Raw genomic sequence first — 23,998 nt, forward strand, 5'->3', positions numbered from 1 at the left:
ACCCACCCGGACCCAACCCACCCGGTCCGACCTCACCAGACCGGACCCGCGACGACACGAGGGCCCGCCGGAACGGATCCGGCGGGCCCTCGTCGCGTGGCACGGGTCAGGCGGTGCGGGTGCGCCGCCCCCTCAGCTCCTCCAGCCGCTCGTCCAGCAGCTCCTCCAGCTCCGGGATCGTGCGCCGCTCCAGGAGCATGTCCCAGTGCGTGCGCGGCGGCTTGACCTTCTTCGCCTCCGGCTCGGCACCGTCGATGATCTTCGACTCCTGGCCGTGCAGACGGCACTCCCAGGTGTGCGGGATCTCGGCGTCGTCGGAGAACGGCACCTCGAAGTCGTGGCCCTTGGGGCAGGCGTACCGCACCGACCGGCGCGGGGCGAGGTCGTGATTGCGATCGGTCTCGTAGCTGACTGCTCCGAGCCGGCTACCCCGTAGAACGCGGTCGGCCATGGCGGTGTCCTTTCGCTCGGCTCAGGGCCGGGGCCCAGGCTTGTTGCTCACCGAGTGCAACGACCGGACTGCTCCGTTCGTTCCCGGCTTCACGGTCATCGTCGCCCACAGTGACGTCTTTCACCCGTCAACGAAGGCTTCCTCCCAAGGGATGCAATCGCGGCCGGTTCGTGACGCGTTAACCAGCTACCCGATCACCCCATCACACGGATGGAGCAGTCCTGGCACTGGTCGTGCGGCTGCGACAGCTTAGACCGACCACGCAGGGCGACGTTACGGCGGGCTTAACTCGCCGGTAGTGACGTCCGTCATGGTTGCGGTCACGCAAAGTCATTTCGGGGATGGACGGGAACGCCGCCACCCAGCGTGGCGGCACGGGTGTGCTCGGTGGCGGACATGAGGATGAATCACCCGACCGGACCGCGCCCAAACGTCCAAACGGACGCTTCATCCGGTCAATAACCTCAGTGTCACTCGAAAGAATGAAGTTCGGCGAGGCGGTCGAGGAACTCCCGCTGCGCCTTCACGAGCTTCGCCCGGGCCGCGGGCAGCTCGAACCACGCCACCCGGTCCACCTCCGGGAACTCCCGCAGCACACCCGACCCGCGCGGCCACTCCAGGGTGAACGTGCCGGGAACCACCCGATCGGGGTCCAGGTCCGCGGCCAGCGCCCACACCGACACCACCTTGCCCCCGGACTGGCGCACCTCGCCCAGCGGCACCGGCTCGCCCTCGGGCACCGGCAGCCCCAGCTCCTCGGCGAACTCCCGCCGCGCCGCGGCCAGCGGCTCCTCCCCGTCCTCCGGCTCGCCCTTGGGGATCGACCACGCCCCCTCGTCCCGGCGCGCCCAGAACGGGCCGCCCATGTGCCCCAGCAGCACCTGCCGCCGCCCGTCGACCACCCGGTGCAACAGGATCCCGGCGCTGCGCCGCGTGCCCGGGGACCGCGCACCGGAAGAGGGGGTCATGCCCGCCAGTGTGCCGTGCCGAGCCGGTCAGCCCTTGCGGCGGGTGCGCATGTGGATCTGCTCGCCCTGCTTGCCGAACAGGCTCAGCACCTCCACCGGCTCCGCGCCCGCCGGGCCGAACCAGTGCGGCAGCCGCGTGTCGAACTCCGCCGCCTCCCCGGCCACCAGCACCACGTCGTGGTCGGCCAGCACCAGCCGCAACCGGCCCGACAGCACGTAGAGCCACTCGTAGCCGGTGTGGGTGCGCGGATCCGGCTCACCCCGGTCGGTGATGATCATCTTGAACGCCTGCAGGCCGCCGGGCTGCTGGGTCAGCGGCAGCACCGTCATGCCGTGGCGGCGCACCGGCACCGGCCGGATCCGCGGGTCGCCCACCGGCGGCGCGCCCACCAGCTCGTCCAGCGGCACCCGGTGCGCGCGGGCGATCGGCAGCAGCAGCTCCAGGCTCGGCCGCCGCTGCCCCGACTCCAACCGCGACAACGTGCTCTTGGAGATCCCCGTCGCCGCCGCCAGGTCCGCCAGCGTCGCGCCCCGGCTCGTCCGCAGGTGCCGCAGCCGCTCGCCGACCCTGCCCAGCACCTCGCCCGTCGGGTCGCCCGTCGGACCGCCCCGGCCGCGAACGGCGCGGTCGGGGTCGGCGGGGGTGGGGTCGTCGCTCATGTCGTGTCCCGGGATCGGCAACGGGGGTTTGCCCAGTATGGGACGCGCGGGCCGGTCCCGGGGGAGTCAGGTCAGGCTGAGCTGCTGGCCCCGCGCGACCAGCGGCCCCAGGTCGCCGGTGCGGTAGTGGGTGCGGCACAGCACTTGGTAGCGCACCTCCGCGGCGTCGCCGGCCGGGTCGGCGGCCACGGTGTCGGCGACCAGGACCGTGTCCCCGGCCCGCACCACGTCGCCGTCGTGCACCCGCGCGTTGAACCGGCCCGGCCGGCCGCACCAGCACAGCACCTCCACCTGGATGGCGTTGAGCTCGTCGGCCAGCTCGAACAACCGCCGCGACCCCGGGAACAGGGTGCTGCGGAAGTCGGTGGCCAGGCCGAAGCAGTACACCTCCAGGTGGGCGTCGTCGGCCAGCTCGGCCAGTTGGTCGACCTGCCCGGCGGACAGGAACTGCGCCTCGTCGACGATGACGTAGTCCACCCGACTGCCCCGCGCCCAGTGCTCGCGCACCAGCACGCACAGGTCCATGTCCTCGTGCACCTCCAGGGCGTTGCGGGCCAGGCCCATGCGGCTGGAGATCGTCGGCGCGCCGGACCGGTCGTGGCGCACCAGCAGCAGCCCGCGGCGGCCCTGCCGGGCTTGGTTGTGGTCGATCTGCAGCGCCAGCGTCGACTTGCCGCAGTCCATCGGCCCGAAGAAGAACCGCAGCCGCCCGGTGGGCGCCACGCCGCGGCCCGCGCCCGCGGCGGGCACGGAGGACAGCGCGTCGGTCGGGTCCGCGGCGGGGGTGATCGGCTCCACGGCGGGCCACCCTAGTGCGCCGCGCCCCACCGCCCACCGCCACCACCCCCGCACGGACCCCTCGCGCCGGCACCCCTCTCGCGCTGGCACCCCTCTCGCGCCGGCACACCGTGACGTCGTGCTGGACGGCATATACCGCTTCGCGATATAACCTGTCGGGTGAGAGGTATGTCGGAGCAGGTGTTCCTGGTGCTCACCGCGTTGGCGGAGGAGCCGTTGCACGGCTACGCGATCGTGCGCGCGGTCGAGGAGCTGTCGCAGGGGCGCACGACGCTGCGCGTGGGCACCCTCTACGGGGTGCTGGACCGGCTCGTCGCCGAGGGCCTGGCCGAACGCGACCGCGAGGAGGTCCACCAGGGCCGGCTGCGGCGCTACTACCGGCTGACCGACGCGGGGGTGCGGGCCCTGTCGGCGGAGGTGGCCCGGCTGTCGGCCAACGTGCGCGCCGCGTCGTCGGTGCTGCGGGCCAGGGGCGCGCTGTGACCGCCGGAGGGTCGGACGGGGGGTCGAACCTGGAGCGCCGCTACCGGTCGCTGCTGCGGGTGCTGCCCGCCTGGTACCGGGCCGAGCGGGAGGAGGAGATGGTCGGCATCCTGCTCGCCGGCCGTGACGACGACCTGGACCGGGAGCACGGCCGGCCCGGGTGGGGCGAGGCGGGCGCGACGTTGGCGCCGGCGGTGCGGGTGCGGCTGGGCCGCCGTCGCGCGGCGGGCACCGCGGTGCGGCTGCCGGCGTTGACCGGGTTGCTGGGGCAGGTCGTCGCCGCCGCCCAGTCGTGGACCGTGCTCGCGCTGCCGGGCGGGCCCGACGACCCGCCGGCCTGGTGGTACGACGCGTTGGTGGTGGTGGCGTTCGCCGCGCTGGTCGCGGGCCGGCGCGCGGTCGGCCGGGTCGCCGCCGGGCTGTCGGGCGTGGCGGGCCTGGTCGCCGCGGGGATCGTGGTCGGGGCCGGTGGTCCGGTGTGGCCGGGGCTGCTGTGGCAGGTGCCGGTACTGCTGACCGCGGCGGCGGCCGTGGCCGGGTTCCACCGGGAGGCGCCGGCGCCGTCGCGGCGCTGGTGGGCCGCCGGCGCGGTCGCCACGGCGGCGGGCGCGGCCCCGGCGCTGGTCACCGCCGGTCTGTCGGCGGTGACGCTGTCGGCGGCGTGGGGGATCGCCGCGGTGGCCGCGGCCGTCCTCCGGCCGTGGACCGCGCCCGCCGCCGAACCCCGGTGACGACGGCCCGGTGACGACGGCCCGGTGGGCGGTCAGACCTTGGCGGGCACCGGGTTGCCCGAGGCGGCGATCGCCCGGCGCACCGGCACGAACACCATCAGCACGAACCCGACGACGAAGAACACCACCAGGGAGACGATCGCCAGCCGGAACGACCCGGTCGCCTGCCCCACCCCGGCGAACACCAGCGGACCCAGCCACGACGTGGACCGCTCGCCCACCTCGTACAGGGAGAAGTACTGCGCCTCGCGGCCCGGCGGGATCATCTGGCTGAACAGCGACCGCGACAACGCGTTCGTGCCGCCCAGCACCAGCCCGATGCCCGCCGCCAGCCCGTAGAACTGGGCCTGCTGCCCGGCCTGCACGAAGAACGCCGCCGCGATCACCACGATCCACACGCACAGGCTGGCCATGATCGTGCGCTTCGCGCCCCACGACCGCGCCACCCGCCCGTGCAGCACGCCGCCCAGGAACGCCACGAACTGCACGATCAGGATCGTGGTGATCAGCACCGTCTCGTCCAGCCGCAGCTCGTCGCGCCCGTACTGCGCCGAGACGTTCGCGACGGTGGCGATGCCGTCGGTGTAGATCAGGTAGGTGCCCAGGAACGCCAGCGTCAGCGGGAACATCCGCGCCTGCCGCACCGTGCCGCGCAGCTCGGCGAACCCGGCCGTGATCACCGACGCGCCGGTCTCCGCGCCGTGCGGTGCCCGGTGGCGGCGCAGCCGCGCCAGCGGGATCAGCGTGAACCCGGCCCACCACAGGCCCGACAGCACGAACCCGACCCGCACCGCCGCGCCCTCGCCCAGCCCGATCGCGTCGTGGCCGATGAACAGCGCCAGCTGCACCCCCAGCGCCAGACCGCCGCCCAGGTAGCCGAACGCCCAGCCGCGCGAGGACACCGCGTCGCGCTCGTCGGGCGTGGCGATCTCGGGCAGGAACGCGTAGTACACGACGACCGAGGCGCCGTAGCAGATGTTGCCGAGGATGAACAGCGCCACGCCCAGGTGCCAGTTCGCGCCGCCCACCGCGGCCAGCGCGACCGTCGCCGCGGACCCGGTGAACGCCAGGCCGCCCAGCATGCGCAGCTTGTTCTGCGTGCGGTCGGCGATCGCGCCCATGATCGGCAGCACCACCACCTGCACCACCGTGGCGATCGACAGCAGGTACCCCCACAGCGACCCGGCGGGGAAGTAGGCGCCGAACAGGGAGATGTCGCACTGCCGCAGCGGCCCGTCCGCGCACGCGTGCGCGCCGTTGCGGGCGGTGTCGGCGATCGCGGCCTCCTTGGCCACCGCGGTGAGGTAGCCGGACAGGAACACGGTGACCACCGAGGTCGGGAACACCGAGTTCGCCCAGTCGTACCAGGTCCACCCGCGCTGTTCCCGCCGGCGGTCCAGGGCGGGTGCGGTGCTGTCGGCCACGCTCATGGGGGCGGACTGTATCCCGCGCGTCACCCGTTCGAGCCGGTCACCACCAACCTGTTGCCAACCGGCCGTCCGCCGGTCACGCGCTCCCGGCCCGGCCGCTCCAGGCGTGCCGGTCCAGCAGCACGTCGCGCAACCGGTCGGGGCGGTCGGTGACCAGCCCGTCCACGCCCAGGTCCAGCAGCCGCCGCATCTCCGCCTCCTCGTCCACCGTCCACACGTGCACCTCCAGGCCGCGGCGGTGCGCGGCCCGCACGAACCGGCCGTCCACCACCAGCAGCCGGCCCTGCCTGACCGGCACCTGCGCCACCAGGCCCCGCACCGGCAACCCCACCAGCGGCACCCGGCCCGACGCCCACAGCGCCCCCGCCGACCGCGGCCCCATCGACGTCAGCAACCCCGGCCCGCCCAGCCGCCGCAGCCGCGCCAGCCGCCGCTCCGAGAACGACGCCAGGCACACCCGGCGCAGCGCGTCGCAGCGGCGCAGCACCTCCAGCACCGGCACCACCGCCGCGTCGGCCTTGACGTCGACGTTGAAGAACGCGTCGGGCAGCTCCTCCAGCAGCTGCTCCAGCGTCGCGATCGGCTCCCGGCCGCCCACCCTCGCCCGCCGCACCGCCGACCACGGCCGCGCCGCCACCGGCCCCGTCGCGTCGGTGGTGCGGTCCAGCACGTCGTCGTGGTGCACCACCACCACGCCGTCGGAGGTGGCGTGCACGTCGGTCTCCAGGTAGCGGAAACCCTCCCGCGCCGCGCGGCGGAACGCCGCCAGCGAGTTCTCCATCCCCGCCAGGTCGTCGAGGTGCCAGCCCCGGTGGGCGAACGCGCGCGGGTGCGGTCCGGACAGGTACGGGTGGTTCGCGGTCACACCCGCAGTCTGCCCCGGCGGCGTGGCGCGGCGGTGACCGGTGGGTAGCGGGATACCGTCGGCCGCCATGGAGTCGGTCACCGAGCCCGTCGCGGCGCGCCGGGAGGACGCCAGGCACTGCGCCTGGTGCGGGCGCCGCCTGCCCGACAGCGGCCGGATCGGGCGCCCGCGCCGCTACTGCGCGCAGCCCTGCCGGCAACGCGCCTACGAACGCCGCGCCGCCGTGCAGCGCGGCGGGCTGCCCGAGGACGCCGTGGTGCTGTCGGCGGGGGAGCTGGCCGACCTGCAGGACCGGCTGTTCCAGCTGCGGTGCGCCGCGGAGGACGTCGCCACCGCCGCCGCGGACGGCGCGGACGGCGGCGAGCTGCGGCGGCTGGCGGGGGAACTGGCCGACACCGCCCGGGGACTGGAGCGGCTGCGCTGAACGGTGTCGGCTTGCCCCCCGCGCGTGGTCTCGACCATCATGGCGCGCGGGTGGGCGAGGAGGGGCGCGTGGACGGCAACGGCGCGTTGCACCGCGAGGTGCTCGACCGGGCCGACGTCGGTTTCGGTGTCACGGACGGCAACGGCACGCTGGCCTGGGTGAACCCGGCGCTGGCGGAGATCCTGGGCGTCCCGGTGGACCACGTGGTGGGCCGGTCGCTGCCCGCGCTGCTGCCCGGCGCGCCCGACCGGCCCCGCTCCGGGCTGGCGCTGCTGGCGCCCGGCGGGCGGCGCACCGGCCACCGCTGGCTCGAGGTCACCTGCCAACCCCTCGACCCCGACCCCCGCGGCACCGCACCCGACCGGACCGGCGGGGAGGCGGGGGAGCGGCTGCTGTACCGGGTCGTGGACGTCACCGCCTGGCGCGACCGGGAGCTGGAGGCCACCCACGAGGCCGACGCGCTGCGCCGCGCGCAGGTCCTGGGCCGCATGGGCACCTGGGAGTGGCACGTCGCCGAGGACCGCGTGGTGTGGTCGGACACGCTGCTGGAACTGTTCGGGTTCGGCCCCGGCACCGAACTGGACTTCGACCGCTACGCCGCCCTCGTGCACCCCGACGACCTGCCGATGATCCAGGCCACCCTGCAGGAGGCCATGCGGTCCGGCGCGGGGTTCTCCTACACCCACCGCATGCTCCTCGCCGACGGCGTCGAACGCTGGTTCGAGTGCTTCGGGGAGGTCGCCGCCGACGAGCACGGCACCCCGCTGCGGGTGCTGGGCACCGCCCACGACATCACCCGCGCCCGCCGCGTCCACGACGAGCTGCTCGCCCTGGCCGAGCAGGACCCGCTCACCGGGCTGGCCAACCGGCGCGCCGTCACCCGCGAGCTGGAGCGCCAGCTCGCCGGCGGCGGACCCGGCGCGATGCTGCTGCTGGACCTGGACAACTTCAAGGACGTCAACGACCTGCGCGGCCACGCCGTCGGTGACCGGCTGATGAAGACCCTGGCCGCCGCGCTGCGGTCCCGGCTGTCGCCGCGCCGGCTCATCGGCCGCCTCGGCGGCGACGAGTTCGCCGTCGTGCTGCCCGGCTGCACCGCCGCCGACGCCGCCCGCGTCGCCGAGGAACTGCGCGATGCCGTAGCGTCGCTGCCCCTCGTCGGCGCCGCCCGCAGCCTCACCGTCTCCACCGGCGTCGCCGAGTACGGGCCCGGGGACACGTGGGAACTCGTCCTGGCCAACGCCGACCTCGCCCTCTACGCGTCCAAGGCCGCCGGCCGCAACCGCGTCACCGTCTACGAACCCGGCCACTACGCCGACACCGCCAAGCGCGTGTCCGTGCTCGACCGGCTGCGCGCCGCCCTCGACCACGGCGGCCTGGCCCTGCACGCCATGCCGATGGTGGAACTGGCCACCGGCACCACCATCGGCCACGAACTGCTGCTGCGGCTGGAGGACCACCAGGAGCCCCGCCTCGGGCCCGCCGAGTTCCTGCCCGAGGCCGAGCGCTCCGACCTCGTCCTCGACATCGACCGCTGGGTGCTGTCCACCGCCATCGACGCCCTCGTCGGCCACCCCGACCCGCGACTGCGGTTCAACGTCAACATCTCCGGCCGCACCCTGGAGGACTCCGACTTCGGCGGGTTCGTCCTGGACCGGCTCGCCACCGCCGGCGTCGCACCCGGCCGCCTCGGCCTGGAAATCACCGAGACCGCCGCCGTCACCAACCTCGACGCCGCCCGCGCGCTGGCCCTGCAGCTGCGCGGGTTCGGCTGCCGCATCATCCTCGACGACTTCGGCTCCGGGTTCGGCTCGTTCGTCCACCTCAAGCACCTGCCCATCACCGGCATCAAGATCGACGGCGAGTTCGTGCGCGGCATCGACGAGCGCTCCACCGACGCCGTCCTCGTCGCCGGCATCGTCCAGATCGCCCAGGGCCTCGGCCTGTCCGCCGTCGCCGAGTGGGTCGAACGGCCCGCCCAGGTCGACGCGCTCGTCCGCCTGGGCGTGCGGATCGGCCAGGGCTTCCACCTCGGCCGCCCCCAATCCCTCGCCCACGTCCTCCCGGCCCACCCACAGCCGCCGAACGGAGCATTGTCGCCACGCCTGGCCGGTGCGGAGGATGGGGCGCGTTCCTGAGCCCGCCGCCCGCCCCCGAGGGGAAACCACCGCCGTGCCCGGTACCACCCCCAGCCCCGCACGCGGTGTCCGCCGCGTCGAGCTGAGCACCACCGACCCCGAACCGATCGCCGAGTTCTACGCCGCCCTCCTCGGCTGGGTGATCATCGCCGAACCCGACGGGTCGTTCACCGGCTGGGTCGGCGACCGCCTCGCCACCCACGTGCGACCCGGCGACGACGGCTGGCGCGTCGTGTTCGCGGGCGACGCGCCCCGCGACCTCGACCACGGCGCGGCCGTCGACACCGGCCGCGTCCTGCACGGCCCCTGGGCGCCCCGACCCCGCCCCGGCGAACCCTGCTGGGTCGAACTCATGGGCACCGCCGACACCGACGCCGCCGCCCTCGGCTGGCAGGTCCGCGACCCGGGCGGCGAGTTCACCCTCTACGACGCGGGCACCCCCGACGACCGCCGCCCCGTCGCCGGCCGCCTCACCGCCCCCGGCGGCTGGACCTGCTACTTCGCCGTCCCCGACCTCACCGCCGCCGCCGCGGCCGCCACCGGCCTCGGCGGGCGCGTCCTCATCGGCCCGAAAGAGGTCCCCACCGGCGTCGTCGCCGCCGTCGCCGACCCGGCCGGCGCCGTGTTCGCCCTGCTGGAGAACCCCGCCGGCTGGGGCGGGGCCTGGAACGCCGCCCGCGAAGCCCACGCCTGACCCGCCCCGCCGTCGCGGTCCGGTCCCGACACGGGCCGCGGCGGCCCGGGGGAGGGCGGGAGCGGTCAGTCCACCAGCTCCGGCGGGAAACCGCCCGTCGCCACCGGACCCCACCGGTCGATCGTCACCCGGATCAGCGACTTGCCCTGGCGCAGCATCGCGGCCCGGTACTCGTCCCAGTCGGGGTGCTCACCGGAGATGCACCGGTAGTACTCCACCAGCGGCTCCAACGCCTCCGGCAGGTCCAGCACCTCCGCCCGCCCGTCGACCTGCATCCACGGGCCGTCCCAGTCGTCGGACAGCACGCACACCGTGACCCGCTCGTCCCGCCGCGCGTTGCGGGTCTTCGCCCGCCGCGGATAGGTCGACACCACGATCCGCCCTTGCCCGTCCACCCCGCACGTCACCGGCGACACCTGCGGCCGCCCGTCGGCGCGGCCGGTCACCAGCAGCGCGCGGTGCCGCGGCCGCAGGAACCCGACCAGCTCGTCACGGGACACGGTGTCGGCGGTGGCGATCCTCGGCATGCACCCCACCCTAAAGACCCCGCCCGGGACCCGCAGCCCCGCGCCACGCCCCTCACGCCGACCCGGCGCCCGGCACCGCCTCCACCACACCCGCCTCCACCACACCGGCCACCCCGTCCCACCCGACCTCCGCGCCCCGCGCCACCACCCGCGCGAACACCTCCGCGCCCAGCGCCTCCCGCGCCGCCGCCTCCACCGCCACCACCTCCGGGTCCACCACCGCCACCTCACCCCGCAACCCCCGCGCCGCCCCCGCCAACAACGCCGCCCGCTCCGCGTCACCCTCCGCCACCGCCAAGCCCGCCCACGCGTCCACCACCCGCGCCGACACCACCGGGTTGCCCCACTCCCGCGCCGACACCGCCGCCGCGGCCCACGCCCGCGCCGCCGCCTCCCGATCACCGCACGCCGCCTCCACCCGACCCGCCGCGACCAGCACCAACGCCCGCACCTCCTCCGAACCGAACCAGCCGCGCGGACACACCCGCAACGCCTCCGAACACCACCACCGCGCCGCCTGCGCATCCCCGCGCCGCCGCGCCACCTCCGCCGCCCCCAACCACGCCTGCGCCAACGTCTCCACCGCGCCCTGCGACCGCGCCAGCACCGCCGCCTCCTCCACATCGGCCGCCGCACCCGCCAGGTCACCCGCCTGGCACGCCCACTCCGCCCGCCGGCACAACAACGACGCCACGTGCTCCGTCGCCCCGAACGCCCGCGACAACCCCAACGCCTCGTCCAGGAACCCCACCGCCGCCCCCAACCCACCCGACGCCCGCGCCAACCCCGCCAACTGCGACAACGCCAACGACATGCCCCACCGCTCACCCAACGCCCGGAACCCCGCCAACGCCGCCGAGTGCTCCTCCCACGCCCGCCGCGCCCGCCCCGCGTAGTGGTGCCGCATCCCCGCACCCAACCGACCCAACGCCCGACTCCACGGATCCGACCCCAACAACCGCTCCCGCAACACCTCCAACCCCGACCCGTCCACCTTCGGCACCCCGTGCGCCATGCCCCACAACACCGTCAGGAACGGCCGCGTCGGCGGACCCACCATCCCCGCCGGCAGCGGATCCCGCGGCGACGGCGCCCCCGGCACCCCCTCCGCACCCGCCGACGACGCGTTCACCAGGCACAACAAGTACTCCTCCGCCAACCCCTCCGGAGCCGTCGGACCCACCGCCCGCACCACCTCCGCCGCCACCGCCGCACCCTCCGACCGCGCCCCCCGCAACCACAACGGCCACCCCAGATCCGCCGCCAACCGCAACGCCACCCCCCGGTCGCACCCCACCGCCCACCGCACCGCCGCCATCAGGTTCCCGTGCTCGGCCGCCAACCGCGCCAACCACACCAACTGCCCCTCCCCGAACAGGTGCGGCCCCGCCTGCGCCGCCAACCCCGCGAAGAACCGCCCGTGCGCCTCCCGCACCCACTCCCGCTCACCCGCCTCCACCAACCGCGCCGCCCCGAACTCCCGCACCGTCTCCGACATCCGGTACCGGTCGCCCACCACCTCCACCAACGACTTCTCCGCCAACGACGGCAACACCTCGTCGACCCCCTCCACCCCGCACACCGCCGCCGCCGTCGCCAACGTCACCCCACCCCGGAACACCGTCAACCGCCGCGCCAACACCCGCTCCGGCTCCCGCAACAACCCCCAACTCCACCCCACCACCGCCTCCAACGTCCGGTGCCGCGCCACCACCGACCGGCTGCCCCGCGACAACAACCGGAACCGGTCACCCAACCGCGCCGCCACCTCCGCCACCGGCAACGACCGCACCCGCGCCGCCGCCAGCTCGATCGCCAACGGCAACCCGTCCAACGCCCGGCACACCCCCACCACCACCTCCGCCGCGGCCGCGTCCAACCGGAACGCCGGGTTCACCGCCACCGCCCGATCCGCGAACAACCGCACCGCCGCCGACCCCACCCCGTCGCAGTCCAACGGCGGCACCGGCCGCACCACCTCACCGGTCACCCCCAACGCCTCCCGCGACGTCGCCAACACCCGCACCCCACCGCACGCCGCCAACAACCCGCCCACCAGCACCGCCGCGTCGTCCACCACGTGCTCGCAGTTGTCCAGCACCACCAACACCGACCGGTCCCGCAACGCCGCCACCAACCGCGCCACCGCAGCCGTCACCGGCCCCGCCCCGTCCTCCCGCAACCCCAACGCCGACACCACCGCACCCGGCACGTCCCCACCCACCGCCACCGCCGCCAGGTCCACGAAGAACACCTCACCCGGCTCCCGCGCCGCCACCTCCACCGCCAACCGCGTCTTGCCCGCACCACCCGCACCCGTCAACGTCACCAACCGCGACCCCGCCAACGCCGCACCCACCACCCCCAACTCCGCCTCACGACCCACGAAACTCGTCAACTGCGCCGGCAACACCCGCCGCGCGGGCGGACCCCCACCCCGCAACACCACCCCGTGCGCCGCCACCAACACCGGCGACGGACCCACCCCCAACTCCTCGGCCAACACCCGCCGCGCACCCTCGAACACCTCCAACGCCTCCGCCGACCGCCCCTCCCGGTGCAACGCCGCGATCAACCGCGCCACCAACCGCTCCCGCGTCGGATGCGCCGCCACCAACCCCCGCACCACCCCCACCGACACACCCTCGTGCTCCTCCACCGCCCGCAACCGCAGCTCCTCCCACCGCGCCACGCACCCCGCCGCGAACGGCGCGTCACCCACGTCCGGCAACGCGGGCCCCCGCCACAACCCCAACGCCTCACCCGGCAACCCCCGCGCCACCAACTCCTCGAACCGCAGCGCGTCCACCTCACCCGGATCCACCACCAGCCGGTACCCGGCCGCCGACCACTCCACCTCCACGTCCAACAACCCCCGCAACCGCGACACCTGCGACCCGATCGCGTTCACCACCCCCACCGGCGGACACTCCCCGTACAACGCCCGGGACAACCGGTCCACCCCCACCACCCGGCCGGCCTCCACCGCCAACACCGCCAACAACGCCCGCAACCGCGGCCCGCCGACCCGGACCTCCGTCCCGTCCGCACGCCGCACCACCATCGGACCCAACACCCCGAACCGCACCCCCGGATCCTCCCGCACCCCACACCACCGGCGGGGGAGAAGCCCTCAAGCCCGACCCAGGATCTCCGCCACCACCGCCGCCTTCGCGTCCGCGTACTGCTGCACGAACCCCCACTCCCGCGCCGCCAACCCCCGCTTCACCCGCTCGTAGCGCACCCGATCCGCCTCCGACACCCGCAACCGGTCCCGGAACGCCACCATCCGCGCCACCTCCGGCTCACCCGCCGAGAACACGTGCAGGTTCACGTCCGTGTCCGGCCCCTTGAACATCCGGTGCTCCAACCACCACGGCTCCCGGATCCGCAACACGTACCCCGCCGCCTCCAACGCCGGCACGTACGACCCCTCGTCCGCCGAATCCGCCACCACCAGCACCACGTCCACGATCGGCTTCGCCGCCAACCCCGGCACCGACGTCGACCCCACGTGCTCCAACCCCAGCACCGCCGCACCCAACGCCCCACGAACCCGCGCCGCCTCGCGCTCGTACAACCCCGGCCACGCCGGGTCGTACCCCACCAACACCACCCGACCACCCCGCCGCGGCGGAGCACCCACGTACGCCGCCCGGATCTCCTCCTCCGACAACCCCACGACCGACCCCCTCACCACGACGCCGACCCACCCAGGGTCGCACCGTCACCCCGGCAACGGCGACGCCCCACCCACCACGAACAGGTCACCGTCACGCGCCACCCGATCCCGCACCTCGTCGGCCAGGAACACCAGGTCCTCCACCACCCGGCACGCCTCCACCTCCGCCCACGACACCGGCGTCGACACCGACGGCCGCGACCGCGCCCGCAACGAGTACGGAGCCACCGTCGTCTTCGCCGGGTTGTTCTGCGACCAGTCGACCAACACCTTCCCCGACCGCTCCGCCCTCGCCATCCGCCACACCACCTCCCGCGGCGACTCCGCCGCCAACCGCCGCGCCACCCCCTTCGCGTACTCCGACGTCGCCCCCGGCGACGACACCGACACCGCCGCGTACACCTGCAACCCCTTCGACCCCGACGTCTTCACCACCGGCGCCAACCCGTCCGCCTCCAACACCTCCCGCACCCGGCACGCCACCCGACAACACTCCACCACCGTCGCCGGCTCACCCGGATCCAGGTCGAACACCACCAGATCCGGCACCCCACGCCCACCACCCGCACCCGCCACCCACTGCGGCACGTGCAACTCCAACGCCGCCAGGTTCGCCACCCACACCAACGTCGCCAAGTCCTCCACCACCACGAAGTCCGCGAACCCCGCCCCCCGCGACGACCCCGGCGTCTCCACCCGCACCGTCCGCACCCACTCCGGCGCGTGCGACGGCGCGTTCTTCTCGAAGAACGACCTCCCACCCACCCCGTTCGGGTACCGCCGCAACGTCACCGGCCGCCCCGCCACGTGCGGCAACAACACCGGCGCGATCCGCGAGTAGTAGTCGATCACCTCCGCCTTCGTGAACCCCACCTCCGGGTACAGCACCTTGTCCAGGTTCGTCAGCCTCACCCGACGACCCTCCACCGCCACCACCGCCTCAGACCCCACCCCGACGCACCTCCCCGGGCACCCGATCCGGCCGCAACCCCCGCCACGTCGCGAACCGCAACCGACCATCCGCCGTCCACTGCCGGAACGCCACCTCACCCACCAACACCGGACGCACCCACCGCGCACCCCGCTCCCGCTCCCGCGGCACCCCCGACACGAACGGCGACCGACCCACCCCCAACCCCGACAACCGCTCCGTCAACCGCTCCAACTCCGCCTGGTCGAACCCCGTCCCCACCGACCCCGCGAACACCAACCCACCCCGCCCGTCCGGAATCCCCAACAACAACGACCCCACCAACCCCCGACGCTTGCCCACACCCGGCCGCCACCCCCCGACCACCACCTCCTGCGTCGCCACCGACGTCACCTTCACCCACTGCGGCGACCGCTGACCCGGCACGTACCGCGAATCCAGCCGCTTCGCCACCACCCCCTCCAACCCCTGCTCCCGGCTCGCCGCCAACACCGCCGCCCCCTCACCCGGGAACGCCCTCGGCGTCAACCAATGAGCACCCCGCAACCCCAACCCCTCCAACAACTCCCGCCGCCGCGAATACGGCAGGTCCACCGTGGGGGAGCCGTCCACGTGCAGCACGTCGAACACCAGGAACGTCACCGGCACCCGACCCGCCAACCGCCGCGCCTGCGCCGCCGACGCGTGCATCCGCTGCTGCAACGCCCCGAAACTCGGCCGCCCACCCTCCAACGCCACGATCTCCCCGTCCAACAACACCTGCGTCGCACCCAACTGCGCACCCAACCCCTGCAACTCCGGGTACGTCCCCGTCACGTCGTTGCCCAACCGACTCGTCAACCGCACCCGACCACCCTCCACCCGCGCGATCGCCCGCACCCCGTCCCACTTGAACTCGAACGACCACCGCGACCCCGGACCCGGCAACTCCGCCGCCGGCGTCGCCAACATCGGCTCCACCCACTCCGGCAACGCCACCCAACCCGCCCGCACCGCCCCCTGCCGCCGCCGCACCATCCACTCCCGACCGTCCCCGCCACCCGACCCCCGGCGGAAGAACACGAACCCACCCTCCACCCGCGCACCGTGCAACACCACGTCGACCTCGCGGTCCGACCACTTCACCGTCTCGTACCGACCCCGGTCCCAGATCGACATCTCACCCGCGCCGTACTCACCCCTCGGGATCACCCCCGAAAACGACGCGTACTCCAACGGGTGATCCTCGGTGCGCACCGCCAACCGGATCGTCCCCGGCTCCGACGGCAACCCCTTCGGCACCGCCCACGACACCAACACCCCACCCCGCTCCAACCGCACATCCCAGTGCAGCCGCGACGCGTGGTGCTCCTGGATCACGAACGTGTCGTCACCACCACGGGGCAACGCCACATCACCACCCGGCACCGGCTCCGGCGTCCGCCCCGGATCCCGCTTGCGCCGGTACTCCGACAGGTCCCCGCCCATCCCCGCCGCCACGCCCTCAGGCGGGCTTGGCCTTCTTCCTCGCCGGAGCCTTCCGCGACGACGACCCCGACGACGACCCCGAAGACGACGCAGACGAGGAGGAGGACGCCGACTTCTTCGCCGCGGGCTTGCGACCAGCCGACTTCCCACCCCGCGCCGACCTCGCCTGCTCCACGCTCCGCTCCAACGCCGTCATCAGGTCGATCACCTCACCGGGCTCCTCCACACCCGGCCGATCCGGCAACTCCGCACCCCCCACCTTCGCCTCGATCACCTTCTGCATCGCATCGGTGTAATCATCCGTGAAATCACCCGGATCGAACGACCCCGCCATGCTGTCCACCAACGACGACGCCATCTTCAACTCCTGCGGCCGAACCTCCACCTCCGACCCCAAGAACTCGAAATCCGGCTTCCGCACCTCATCCGGCCACAACATCGTGTGCATCACCAACAAGTCATCACGCGCCCGCAACATCGCCAACGTCTCCCGCTGACGGATCGTGATCTTCACCACCGCGAGCTGCCCACTGCGCTCCAAAGCGGTCCGAAGCAACACATAAGGACGCGTCGCCGCCTTGTCCGGCTCCAAATAATAGGACTTCTGAAAATAAATCGGATCGATCTCCTCCGCCGGCACGAACTCCAACACGTCGATCGCGTGATCGGTGTTGATCGGCAACTTGTCGAAGTCCTCGGCATCCATCACCACGACCCGACCATCGTCCAGCTCATACCCCTTCGCGATGTCGGCGTACGCGACCTCCTCACCGCACACCTGGCACACCCGCCGGTACCGGATGCGCCCACCGTCCTCCCGGTGCACCTGGTGGAACCGGAAATCGTGCTCCTCCGTCGCCGTGTACAACCGCACACCGATCGTCACCAACCCGAAGGAGATCGCCCCACGCCACACGCTCCTCATGCCACGTGACTACCCGCTACCAGCACGATCCGCACCAGCACGTCACCCGAACGGACCAACAATCGGGCACACCCGAACAACCCGTCACTCCCGCAACGGCAACCGCGCCAACGACGCGTACGTCCGGTTCCCCGCCACCGCCGCCCGCCGCTCCCGCGCCGTCGCCTCGATGTAGTTCTGCGACGTCGCCAACGACGCGTGCCCCAACAACGCCATGATCTCCGACGCCGACGCACCGTCCTCCGCCAACCGCGTCGCGAACGTGTGCCGCAACGCGTGCAGGTTCGCCCCCGACGGCACCCGGTCGTGCAACCCCGCCCACCGGAAGCACGACCGCACCAGGTACTCCAACCCACCACGCCCGATCGGCTCACCGTGCCGATCCCGCAACAACGCCGACCCCCGGTCGAACCGCCCCCGCGGAAAACGCCGCCGACACGACTCCAGGTACTGCTCCACGATCCGGTCCATCGCCGGCTCGATCGGCACCGACCGGTCCCGATTCCCCTTCCCGGCCACGTGCAACCGCCGCTCACCCGGCCGACCCACCACCGACCCCAACGTCAACGTCCGCATCTCCGCCGACCGCAACCCCGCCACCAACCCCAACGCCAACACCAGCACATCCCGCTCCGGCCACGGATCACGACCACGCCGCGCACCCTCCGCCGCCGCCGCCAACAACCGCTCCGGCGTGTCCTCACCCCGCAACGGCTTCGGCACCAGCGGCGGCGTCTTCGGCCGCGCCACCGCACCCATCGGATTCCCCGCCACCAGCTCCTCCGCCACGCAGAACGTCAGGAACTGGTTCCACGTCGACCACGCCCGCAACACCGACGACTTCGCGTGCGAATCCGCGAACACCCCGAACGCCTCCCGCAGGTTGCGCGTCGTCAGGTCCGACATCTCCAACGACTCCGGCGCGATGCCCGTCACCTGCGCCAACAACGCCGTCACACCCGCCAGGTCCCGCCGGTACGCCGCCGTGGTGTGCGGCGAATCCTTCCGCGGCCGACGAGCGAGGAAGAACGACTCCTGAGCGGCAAGCACACGCATAGGGTTCTTCTACCGCACCCCACCGACAATTCCGGCCATCGACGACCCGGGGGAGTGGCGGAGGCAGGGGAGAGGCCCCGGCACCCGGTGCCCCGTCCGCACGCCGATTCGCCGGGTGCCGGGAATGCCCCGACCGCCTGCGGCGACCCGGGGGAGCTGGCAGCCCGAGCGGAACGGCGGGCGCACGGGCACCGTGCCGACACCATCGGCCACGCGGTCGTCCCGAAAGTCCCGAAACCATGATCAACTCATGGATAATGGCAATTATCCATCAAACGTGGGTCCGGAAGGGGTGGGACCCCGACCGGGGGATGCCCCTTCCCGGACGCCCGCCGCCGAGCCCTCCGGGGCCTCGTCCGGCACGCGTCACGGGCAACGCGCGACGGGTCGCGGCACCGGGAGGCCGCCTGGTGGCCGGCCGGGGCTCGGCGGCACTGGAGGGCGCGGGGGCACCTGGATGATCATCGGCCGTGACGGACCCGGCGTGCGCGTCGGTCGACCGTCCGTCCACACCACCCTTGATCCGTCACTGTGACGTTTCTGTGGTGGTGTTCCCGGATGGTCGAACGACGCGCGCACGGGCCGTTCCGCGCCCCGGCGGCTCCCTGGGCCGTCCGTGAGCGTCGGTCCACGCGGGCGCCGGGCATGCCGGCGGCGGCGCACGCGCACACGACGCGCCGAGGGCCGACGGTGCGCGTGCGCGCGTGGCGAAGCGAATGACGTCGGCGGTCGACCGACCGGGTTCCGGGGCCTCCTGACCGCTCCCGACCTGCTCGGCCGTAACGCCGATAATCTACATTATGTTAAGTAAGAGGTCGGGCGGGCGTCCGGGGGGCTTCCCTGCCGACCCGGGCGGCCTCGGCGGTGATGACGTCCCCCCACGTCTCCCACATGCCGTCGAGCCGTGACGTGACGACGACGCGCTGCACGGCGGCGTCGGGCAGCGGGATCTGCAGGCCGATGGCGTGGTGGCGCACGTGCCGGTCGCCTGCCTCGGCGAGCAGTTCGGCGTCGAAGTCGATCAGGACGCTGCCCTCGGGCAGGTTCTCCGGGACGTCCGCTCCGCAGCCGACGACGCAGACCGGTCCCCCGGCGTCGGCGGTGTGCCGGTCGATCTCGGGTCGGACGTCGAGGGTGCGGGCCTGGCGGGTCCAGGTGGTCAGGGTGCGGTGTTCGGCTTCGGCGATGAGGGGGTCGTCGCGTTCGAGGGCGGCCCAGACGAGTTCGACGTCGGGTTCGTGGGACTTGTCGAGGAATTGGCGCATGGTGCGCTTGGCGCTGGCGAGCATCTCCCCCGTGTCGCGTTCGTGGGGTGGTTCGACGGCCCAGGCGGTGAGGTCGTAGCGGGTGGTGAGGCCGTGCTTGTGGAGGCGGTGGCCGAGTTCGATGTCCTCGGTGCCCCAGCTGGTGAAGCGCTCGTCGAAGCCGCCGACGGCGTCGAAGTCGGTCTTGCGCACCGAGAGGTTCATGCCCCAGGCGTAGAGCCAGGGGAACGGGAGCCGGTCGGGTTGGAAGTCGACGGCGGCGAGGGGTTCGTGGCGGATGTCGCGGAAGCCCGGGTCGTCGTGGAAGTCGTCGTGGAGTTGCTTCGGGGTTCGGGTGGTGAGGGCTTCGGCGAGGCCGGGTGTGGGGTCCCAGGGGCGGTAGCCGTGGACGTAGCCGAGGTTGAGGGTGTGGGCCCGGGAGTGGGCGTGCGTGTGGGCGCGGGTGAAGTCGGGTCCGGGCAGGGTGCCGCAGTCGAGGAAGGCGAGGACGGGTGCGGTGGCGAGGCGGGCCCCGGCGTTGCGGGCGTGGGCGACGTGGCGGCCGAGGTCGGGTTGGTGGTGGTAGTGGAGTCGGAGGCGGTGCTGGTAGGTGGTGACGACGTCGGCGGTGTGGTCGTGTGAGCCGTCGTCGGCGACGACGACTTCGTAGTCGTCGGGCGGGAGGGTCTGGTCGGTGAGGCTGTCGAGGGTGCGGCGGAGGAGTTCGGCGCGGTTGTAGGTGGGGATCACGACCGAGATCCGCGGCGGCATGGGTGCTCCTTGGGCGCTGGGAGGAGCGGACTGTATCGGGGTTGTCGGAACCGATGCAGCCCCGTGCTTCGGTGGCGGGTCAGGGTTGGTGGTGGGTGAGGTGGTCGAGGATGTCGTGGTAGTGGGCGTTGGTCATGATGCCGAGGATGTTGCCGAAGGGGTCGACGACGCTGGCGGTGGTGTAGCCCTCGCCGCGGGTGGTGGGCGGGTCGTGGGGTGTGGCGCCGAGTTCGGTGAGGCGGTCGAGGGTGGTGTGGAGGTCGTCGACGGCCCAGTAGGTGATGGCGCCGGCGGGTGGGGTGTGGGTGTCGTGGGGTGCGTAGGCGCTGTTGACGATGCCGAATTCGTGCTGGTAGTCGCCGATGCGGTATTCGAGGTAGCCGCCGGGGACGGTGAAGTAGGGCTCGGTGCCGAGGAAGGCGGTGTAGAAGGCGCGGGCGGCGTCGAGGTCGTCGGCGAAGAAGTTGGTGGTGGTGAGTCCGCGGAGCATGGGGTTCCTCGTCGGGTCGGTGGGGTGTTCGTCCTCCAGCGTGGTGGTTGAAGTGCTCACGTTGTGAGCTGTTTTGGGGTGGGATGTGGTCGTGCGCGCGGACCGGTTGGTGGCTGTCTTGTTGTTGTTGCAGGTGCGGGGTCGGGTGACGGCGGCGGAGGTGGCGGCGGAGCTGGAGGTGTCGTTGGCGACGGCTCGGCGGGATTTGGAGGCGTTGTCGGCGGCGGGGGTGCCGGTGTACGCGCAGCCGGGGCGTGGTGGTGGTTGGCGGTTGGTGGGGCGGGCGCGGACGGATTTGAGCGGGTTGACGGCGGCGGAGGCGCGGGCGTTGTTCTTGTTGGTGGGTCCGGCGGCGGCGGGGTCGGCGGAGGTTCGGGGGGTGGTGCGGAAGTTGGTGCGGGCGTTGCCGGAGACGTTCCGGGAGGGTGCGTTGGCGGCGGCGGGCGCGGTGGTGGTGGATGTGGCGGGTTGGGGTGGGGTGGGTCGGGTGCGGCCGGGGTTGGTGGGGGTGTTGGAGGAGGCGGTGGTGGGGCGGCGGCGGGTGGTGTTGGGGTATGCGGGGCGTGGTGGGGTGCGGTCGGAGCGGGTGGTGGAGCCGTGGGGGTTGGTGGTGAAGGACGGGGTTTGGTACCTGGTGGCGGGGACGGGGGCGGGTGAGCGGACGTTCCGGGTGGATCGGGTGGTGTCGGCGCGGGTGACGGGTGAGGTGTTCGAGCGTCCGGCGGGGTTGGAGTTGTCGGTGGTGTGGGGGCGGGTGGTGGCGGAGGTGGAGCGGCGGCGGTCGTCGGTGTCGGCGGTGGTGTGGGTGCCGTCGCGGTGGGCGGGGGTGTTGGGTGATCAGTTCGGGCGGCATTGCGAGGTGGTGGAGGTGGTGGGTGGTCGGTCGCGGGTGCGGGTGTCGGCGGGGAGCGCGGTGATGGTGGCGCAGGTGTTGGCGGGGTGGGGTGGGTTGGTGGAGGTGGTGGGGCCGGTGGAGGTGCGGGCGGAGTTGGCGCGGTTGGGTGGTGAGTTGGTGGGGTTGTACGGGCGTGGGTGAGCCGCTCTCCCCCGCCTGTTCTCCCCCTGGGCTGCTTTTCCCTGGGGTTGGTCAGAGGTGTTCGTGGATGCGGTCGCGGAGGGGTTTGGCGGCGAGGGCGCGGAGGGCGGCGTCGACGAGGGTGCTGAGGGGGTGGGGCAGGTCGTTGTCGAGGTCGTGGGCGGCGGCGGTGGTGGCGGTCCACTCGGCGTCGAGGGTGGGGATGAGGGCGCGGGCGCGGTCGGTGAGGTGGACGATGCGGTGGCGGGCGTCGTGGCCGGGGTGGAGTTCGACGAGGCCGTCGCGGCGCATCTGGTTGACGGTTTGGCTGATGGCGGAGTGGGTGACGCCGATGGTGTCGGCGAGGTCGCGGATGGTGCGGGGTCCGGTGGTGTGGACGAGGCGGATGACGGGGGTGTAGCGGGGGCGGAAGTCGGGGAGGCCGAGGTCGGCGTAGACGCGGGCGACGTCGGTCTCGAGGAGGTCGAGGAGGTGGCGCAGGCGGGTGCCGAGGTAGTGGGGGGCGGGTTGGTGGTCCACCCCCCTAATGTAACAGTGCTGTTGTATCTGGGAGGGGGTTCGGGTGTACCCGGAGGTCGAGCCGCACGAGCGGGGGATGTTGGACGTCGGTGACGGCAACCTCGTGTACTGGGAGGTGTGCGGCAACCCGGAGGGGAAGCCGGTGGTGTGCCTGCACGGTGGGCCGGGGACGGGCTGCTCCCCCGGCATGGCGCGGCGGTTCGACCCGCGGGCGTACCGGATCGTGCTGCTGGACCAGCGCGGCTGCGGGCGCAGTCGGCCGCACGCGAGCGAGTACGGCACGGACCTGTCGGTGAACACGACGGCGCACCTGGTGGGTGACCTGGAGCTGGTGCGGGAGCACCTGGGCGTGCGGCGGTGGATGGTGTTCGGCGGGTCGTGGGGCGCGACGTTGGGGTTGCGGTACGCGCAGTTGTTCCCGGAGCGGGTGACGGAGGTCGTGCTGGTGTCGGTGACGACGGGCCGGCACGCGGAGTTGGACTGGCTGTACCACGGGTTGGGGATGTTCTTCCCGGAGCAGTGGTCGCGGTTCCGGGCCGGTGCGGGCGAAGGTGCGACGGATCTGGTGGCGGCGTACGACGTGCTGCTCAACGACCCGGACCCGGTGGTGCGGGAGAGGGCGGCTCGGGACTGGACGGATTGGGAGTCCTCGATCGTGTCGTTGCGGCCGGATCACCGGCCGGGGCCGCGGTGGGCGGATCCGGCGTGGCGGATGGCGTTCGCGCGGTTGTGCGCGCACTACTTCCGCAACCGGGTGTGGTTGGAGGACGGGCAGGTGTTGCGGGACGTGGACCGGTTGCGCGGGATCCCGGCGGTGCTGGTGCACGGTCGGTGGGACATGCAGGGGCCGGTGGGGACGGCGTGGGAGTTGGCGCGGCGGTGGCCGGAGGCGGAGTTGGTGGTGGTGGAGGGCGCGTCGCACGCGGTGTCGGATCCGGGGATGGCGGAGGCGGTGGTGGCGGCGACGGACCGGTTCGCGTGGCGCACTCCCCCGGCGTGACGTGCTCGCCGCGTAACGTGCTCCCGGCGTGAGGTGGGGTCAGGGTCGCCAGACGGTGGTGGTGCGGACGGTGACGCCTTCGAGGTCGGGTGGGACGGGCACGGGGTAGGTGGCGACCCGGGTCCAGCCGCGGGGCATGAAGGCGCGTTGCGGGTCGCCGACGAGGACGAGCGCGCCGCGGTGGTGGGCGGCGAGGAGGAAGGGTTCGACGCGGGCGGCCATGTCGCGGTCGTAGAAGACGTCGCCGGCCAGCAGGACGTCGGTGTCGGGTGTGGTGTCGAGCAGGTCGCCGGGGGTGATGGTGAGGGTGACGTGGTTGGCGTGGGCGTTGAGGGCGATGGCGGTGGCGGCGAGAGGGTCGACGTCGTTGGCGGTGACGAGTCCGCCGGCGCGGGCGGCGGCGACGGCGACGAGGCCGGAGCCGGAGGCGAGGTCGAGCACGCGGCGGCCGGTGACGAGGTGGGGGTGGTCCAGGACGTGGCGGGCCAGGGCTTGGCCGCCGGCCCAGGGGAACGCCCAGAAGGGTGGTTCGGGTGAGCCGGTGCGTTCCCACAGGGTGGTGACGTCGTCGGCGGTGCGCAGCACGATCTCGGGGGTGAGGGGGACCGGGCGCGCGGTGGTGGCGGAGCGGACGAGGTCGTCCACTAGGCGGGGTGCCGGTGCGTCGGCGGGTCGGTGCGTGCCGTGGGGTGCCCCGCTGTGGGGTGC

24 protein-coding genes are annotated in these 23,998 nt (G+C 73.3%); 7 read left to right on the forward strand and 17 right to left on the reverse strand.

Annotation, left to right across the window (positions count from 1 at the left end; genetic code table 11):
* Positions 1-106: 106 nt before the first annotated feature.
* The 4 genes from ACIGNX_RS10350 to ACIGNX_RS10365 all read right to left on the reverse strand — a co-directional run bounded on the left by ACIGNX_RS10350 (position 107) and on the right by ACIGNX_RS10365 (position 2,877).
* A complete protein-coding gene (locus tag ACIGNX_RS10350; protein WP_316035332.1) occupies positions 107-451 on the reverse strand; it encodes an RNA polymerase-binding protein RbpA in 345 nt (114 codons plus the stop codon).
* Between the two features lie 470 nt (positions 452-921).
* Entirely contained in the window at positions 922-1,419 is a 498-nt protein-coding gene (locus ACIGNX_RS10355; RefSeq protein WP_396538415.1) for an NUDIX domain-containing protein, read from the reverse strand.
* Positions 1,420-1,446: 27 nt separating this feature from the next.
* Positions 1,447-2,079 (reverse strand): helix-turn-helix domain-containing protein, encoded by a 633-nt coding sequence (locus tag ACIGNX_RS10360; protein ID WP_396538417.1) that lies wholly within the window; start codon positions 2,077-2,079, stop codon positions 1,447-1,449.
* Positions 2,080-2,145: 66 nt separating this feature from the next.
* Positions 2,146-2,877, reverse strand: a complete 732-nt coding sequence (locus ACIGNX_RS10365; protein WP_396538419.1) for a thymidine kinase — start codon at positions 2,875-2,877, stop codon at positions 2,146-2,148.
* Positions 2,878-3,045: 168 nt separating this feature from the next.
* On the opposite strand from ACIGNX_RS10365, the gene ACIGNX_RS10370 reads away from it, so the two are divergent.
* Both ACIGNX_RS10370 and ACIGNX_RS10375 read left to right on the forward strand, forming a co-directional pair.
* A complete protein-coding gene (locus ACIGNX_RS10370) occupies positions 3,046-3,360 on the forward strand; it encodes a PadR family transcriptional regulator (protein WP_396538421.1) in 315 nt (104 codons plus the stop codon).
* Positions 3,357-4,091, forward strand: coding sequence for a hypothetical protein (locus tag ACIGNX_RS10375; protein ID WP_396538423.1), 735 nt, complete (start codon positions 3,357-3,359; stop codon positions 4,089-4,091). Before ACIGNX_RS10370 ends, ACIGNX_RS10375 begins: the two co-directional genes overlap by 4 nt.
* A gap of 32 nt (positions 4,092-4,123) precedes the next feature.
* Here the strand turns inward: ACIGNX_RS10375 and ACIGNX_RS10380 are convergent, their stop codons facing one another.
* Positions 4,124-5,521: an MFS transporter gene (locus ACIGNX_RS10380; RefSeq protein ID WP_396538425.1), complete on the reverse strand. Its 1,398-nt coding sequence runs from the start codon at positions 5,519-5,521 to the stop codon at positions 4,124-4,126.
* Positions 5,522-5,597: 76 nt separating this feature from the next.
* Entirely contained in the window at positions 5,598-6,386 is a 789-nt protein-coding gene (locus ACIGNX_RS10385; RefSeq protein WP_396538427.1) for a glycerophosphodiester phosphodiesterase family protein, read from the reverse strand.
* A gap of 67 nt (positions 6,387-6,453) precedes the next feature.
* On the opposite strand from ACIGNX_RS10385, the gene ACIGNX_RS10390 reads away from it, so the two are divergent.
* The 3 genes from ACIGNX_RS10390 (at position 6,454) to ACIGNX_RS10400 (ending at position 9,642) form a co-directional block, all read left to right on the forward strand.
* A complete protein-coding gene (locus tag ACIGNX_RS10390) occupies positions 6,454-6,810 on the forward strand; it encodes a hypothetical protein (RefSeq protein WP_396538429.1) in 357 nt (118 codons plus the stop codon).
* Positions 6,811-6,878: 68 nt separating this feature from the next.
* Entirely contained in the window at positions 6,879-8,948 is a 2,070-nt protein-coding gene (locus tag ACIGNX_RS10395) for a putative bifunctional diguanylate cyclase/phosphodiesterase (RefSeq protein WP_396538431.1), read from the forward strand.
* 34 nt (positions 8,949-8,982) lie between these two features.
* On the forward strand, positions 8,983-9,642 hold the full coding sequence (locus ACIGNX_RS10400; protein WP_396538433.1) for a VOC family protein: 660 nt from the start codon (positions 8,983-8,985) through the stop codon (positions 9,640-9,642).
* A gap of 65 nt (positions 9,643-9,707) precedes the next feature.
* On the opposite strand, the gene ACIGNX_RS10405 is transcribed toward ACIGNX_RS10400, so the two are convergent.
* The 9 genes from ACIGNX_RS10405 to ACIGNX_RS10445 all read right to left on the reverse strand — a co-directional run bounded on the left by ACIGNX_RS10405 (position 9,708) and on the right by ACIGNX_RS10445 (position 20,735).
* A complete protein-coding gene (locus ACIGNX_RS10405) occupies positions 9,708-10,169 on the reverse strand; it encodes a PPOX class F420-dependent oxidoreductase (RefSeq protein WP_396538435.1) in 462 nt (153 codons plus the stop codon).
* A gap of 52 nt (positions 10,170-10,221) precedes the next feature.
* A complete protein-coding gene (locus ACIGNX_RS10410) occupies positions 10,222-13,257 on the reverse strand; it encodes a BTAD domain-containing putative transcriptional regulator (protein WP_396538437.1) in 3,036 nt (1,011 codons plus the stop codon).
* A gap of 45 nt (positions 13,258-13,302) precedes the next feature.
* On the reverse strand, positions 13,303-13,851 hold the full coding sequence (locus ACIGNX_RS10415) for a GrpB family protein (protein ID WP_396538439.1): 549 nt from the start codon (positions 13,849-13,851) through the stop codon (positions 13,303-13,305).
* 45 nt (positions 13,852-13,896) lie between these two features.
* Positions 13,897-14,763 (reverse strand): non-homologous end-joining DNA ligase, encoded by an 867-nt coding sequence (ligD, locus tag ACIGNX_RS10420; RefSeq protein WP_396538441.1) that lies wholly within the window; start codon positions 14,761-14,763, stop codon positions 13,897-13,899.
* A gap of 28 nt (positions 14,764-14,791) precedes the next feature.
* Positions 14,792-16,249 carry a non-homologous end-joining DNA ligase gene (gene ligD, locus ACIGNX_RS10425; RefSeq protein ID WP_396538443.1) on the reverse strand — a complete coding sequence of 486 codons (1,458 nt, stop codon included), beginning with the start codon at positions 16,247-16,249 and terminating at the stop codon, positions 14,792-14,794.
* A 16-nt stretch (positions 16,250-16,265) separates the two neighbouring features.
* Entirely contained in the window at positions 16,266-17,174 is a 909-nt protein-coding gene (locus ACIGNX_RS10430) for a Ku protein (RefSeq protein ID WP_396538445.1), read from the reverse strand.
* A gap of 84 nt (positions 17,175-17,258) precedes the next feature.
* The gene (locus tag ACIGNX_RS10435) at positions 17,259-18,230 is read right to left on the reverse strand and encodes a tyrosine-type recombinase/integrase (RefSeq protein ID WP_396538447.1); all 972 of its coding nucleotides are present in this window, start codon (positions 18,228-18,230) and stop codon (positions 17,259-17,261) included.
* Positions 18,231-19,033: 803 nt separating this feature from the next.
* Positions 19,034-20,245 (reverse strand): glycosyltransferase, encoded by a 1,212-nt coding sequence (locus tag ACIGNX_RS10440; RefSeq protein WP_396538449.1) that lies wholly within the window; start codon positions 20,243-20,245, stop codon positions 19,034-19,036.
* A gap of 79 nt (positions 20,246-20,324) precedes the next feature.
* Positions 20,325-20,735: a VOC family protein gene (locus tag ACIGNX_RS10445; protein WP_396538451.1), complete on the reverse strand. Its 411-nt coding sequence runs from the start codon at positions 20,733-20,735 to the stop codon at positions 20,325-20,327.
* Positions 20,736-20,826: 91 nt separating this feature from the next.
* Here ACIGNX_RS10445 and ACIGNX_RS10450 point away from each other — a divergent pair, with 91 nt between their 5' ends.
* On the forward strand, positions 20,827-21,771 hold the full coding sequence (locus ACIGNX_RS10450) for a helix-turn-helix transcriptional regulator (protein WP_396538453.1): 945 nt from the start codon (positions 20,827-20,829) through the stop codon (positions 21,769-21,771).
* 51 nt (positions 21,772-21,822) lie between these two features.
* Here ACIGNX_RS10450 and ACIGNX_RS10455 read toward each other — a convergent pair whose 3' ends face one another.
* The gene (locus ACIGNX_RS10455) at positions 21,823-22,290 is read right to left on the reverse strand and encodes a MarR family winged helix-turn-helix transcriptional regulator (RefSeq protein ID WP_396538455.1); all 468 of its coding nucleotides are present in this window, start codon (positions 22,288-22,290) and stop codon (positions 21,823-21,825) included.
* Positions 22,291-22,333: 43 nt separating this feature from the next.
* Between ACIGNX_RS10455 and pip the strand changes: the two genes are divergently transcribed.
* Complete coding sequence (gene pip, locus ACIGNX_RS10460) at positions 22,334-23,290, forward strand: prolyl aminopeptidase (RefSeq protein ID WP_396538457.1); 957 nt, start codon at positions 22,334-22,336, stop codon at positions 23,288-23,290.
* Between the two features lie 39 nt (positions 23,291-23,329).
* On the opposite strand, the gene ACIGNX_RS10465 is transcribed toward pip, so the two are convergent.
* A complete protein-coding gene (locus ACIGNX_RS10465) occupies positions 23,330-23,935 on the reverse strand; it encodes a class I SAM-dependent methyltransferase (RefSeq protein WP_396538459.1) in 606 nt (201 codons plus the stop codon).
* Between the last annotated feature and the right edge of the window lie 63 nt (positions 23,936-23,998).

It is taken from the genome of Actinosynnema sp. NPDC053489, from assembly GCF_044544865.1.
Classification (GTDB): domain Bacteria; phylum Actinomycetota; class Actinomycetes; order Mycobacteriales; family Pseudonocardiaceae; genus Actinosynnema.

Excerpts from the sequence above, each read along its gene's own strand:
- ACIGNX_RS10350 (WP_316035332.1), bottom strand. The coding sequence starts at position 451 with ATGGCCGACCGCGTTCTACGGGGTAGCCGGCTCGGAGCAGTCAGCTAC.
- ACIGNX_RS10355 (WP_396538415.1), bottom strand. The coding sequence starts at position 1,419 with ATGACCCCCTCTTCCGGTGCGCGGTCCCCGGGCACGCGGCGCAGCGCC.
- ACIGNX_RS10360 (WP_396538417.1), bottom strand. The coding sequence starts at position 2,079 with ATGAGCGACGACCCCACCCCCGCCGACCCCGACCGCGCCGTTCGCGGC.
- ACIGNX_RS10370 (WP_396538421.1), top strand. The coding sequence starts at position 3,046 with ATGTCGGAGCAGGTGTTCCTGGTGCTCACCGCGTTGGCGGAGGAGCCG.
- ACIGNX_RS10380 (WP_396538425.1), bottom strand. The coding sequence starts at position 5,521 with ATGAGCGTGGCCGACAGCACCGCACCCGCCCTGGACCGCCGGCGGGAA.
- ACIGNX_RS10390 (WP_396538429.1), top strand. The coding sequence starts at position 6,454 with ATGGAGTCGGTCACCGAGCCCGTCGCGGCGCGCCGGGAGGACGCCAGG.
- ACIGNX_RS10405 (WP_396538435.1), bottom strand. The coding sequence starts at position 10,169 with ATGCCGAGGATCGCCACCGCCGACACCGTGTCCCGTGACGAGCTGGTC.
- ligD (WP_396538443.1), bottom strand. The coding sequence starts at position 16,249 with ATGGGCGGGGACCTGTCGGAGTACCGGCGCAAGCGGGATCCGGGGCGG.
- ACIGNX_RS10430 (WP_396538445.1), bottom strand. The coding sequence starts at position 17,174 with ATGAGGAGCGTGTGGCGTGGGGCGATCTCCTTCGGGTTGGTGACGATC.
- ACIGNX_RS10435 (WP_396538447.1), bottom strand. The coding sequence starts at position 18,230 with ATGCGTGTGCTTGCCGCTCAGGAGTCGTTCTTCCTCGCTCGTCGGCCG.
- ACIGNX_RS10440 (WP_396538449.1), bottom strand. The coding sequence starts at position 20,245 with ATGCCGCCGCGGATCTCGGTCGTGATCCCCACCTACAACCGCGCCGAA.
- ACIGNX_RS10445 (WP_396538451.1), bottom strand. The coding sequence starts at position 20,735 with ATGCTCCGCGGACTCACCACCACCAACTTCTTCGCCGACGACCTCGAC.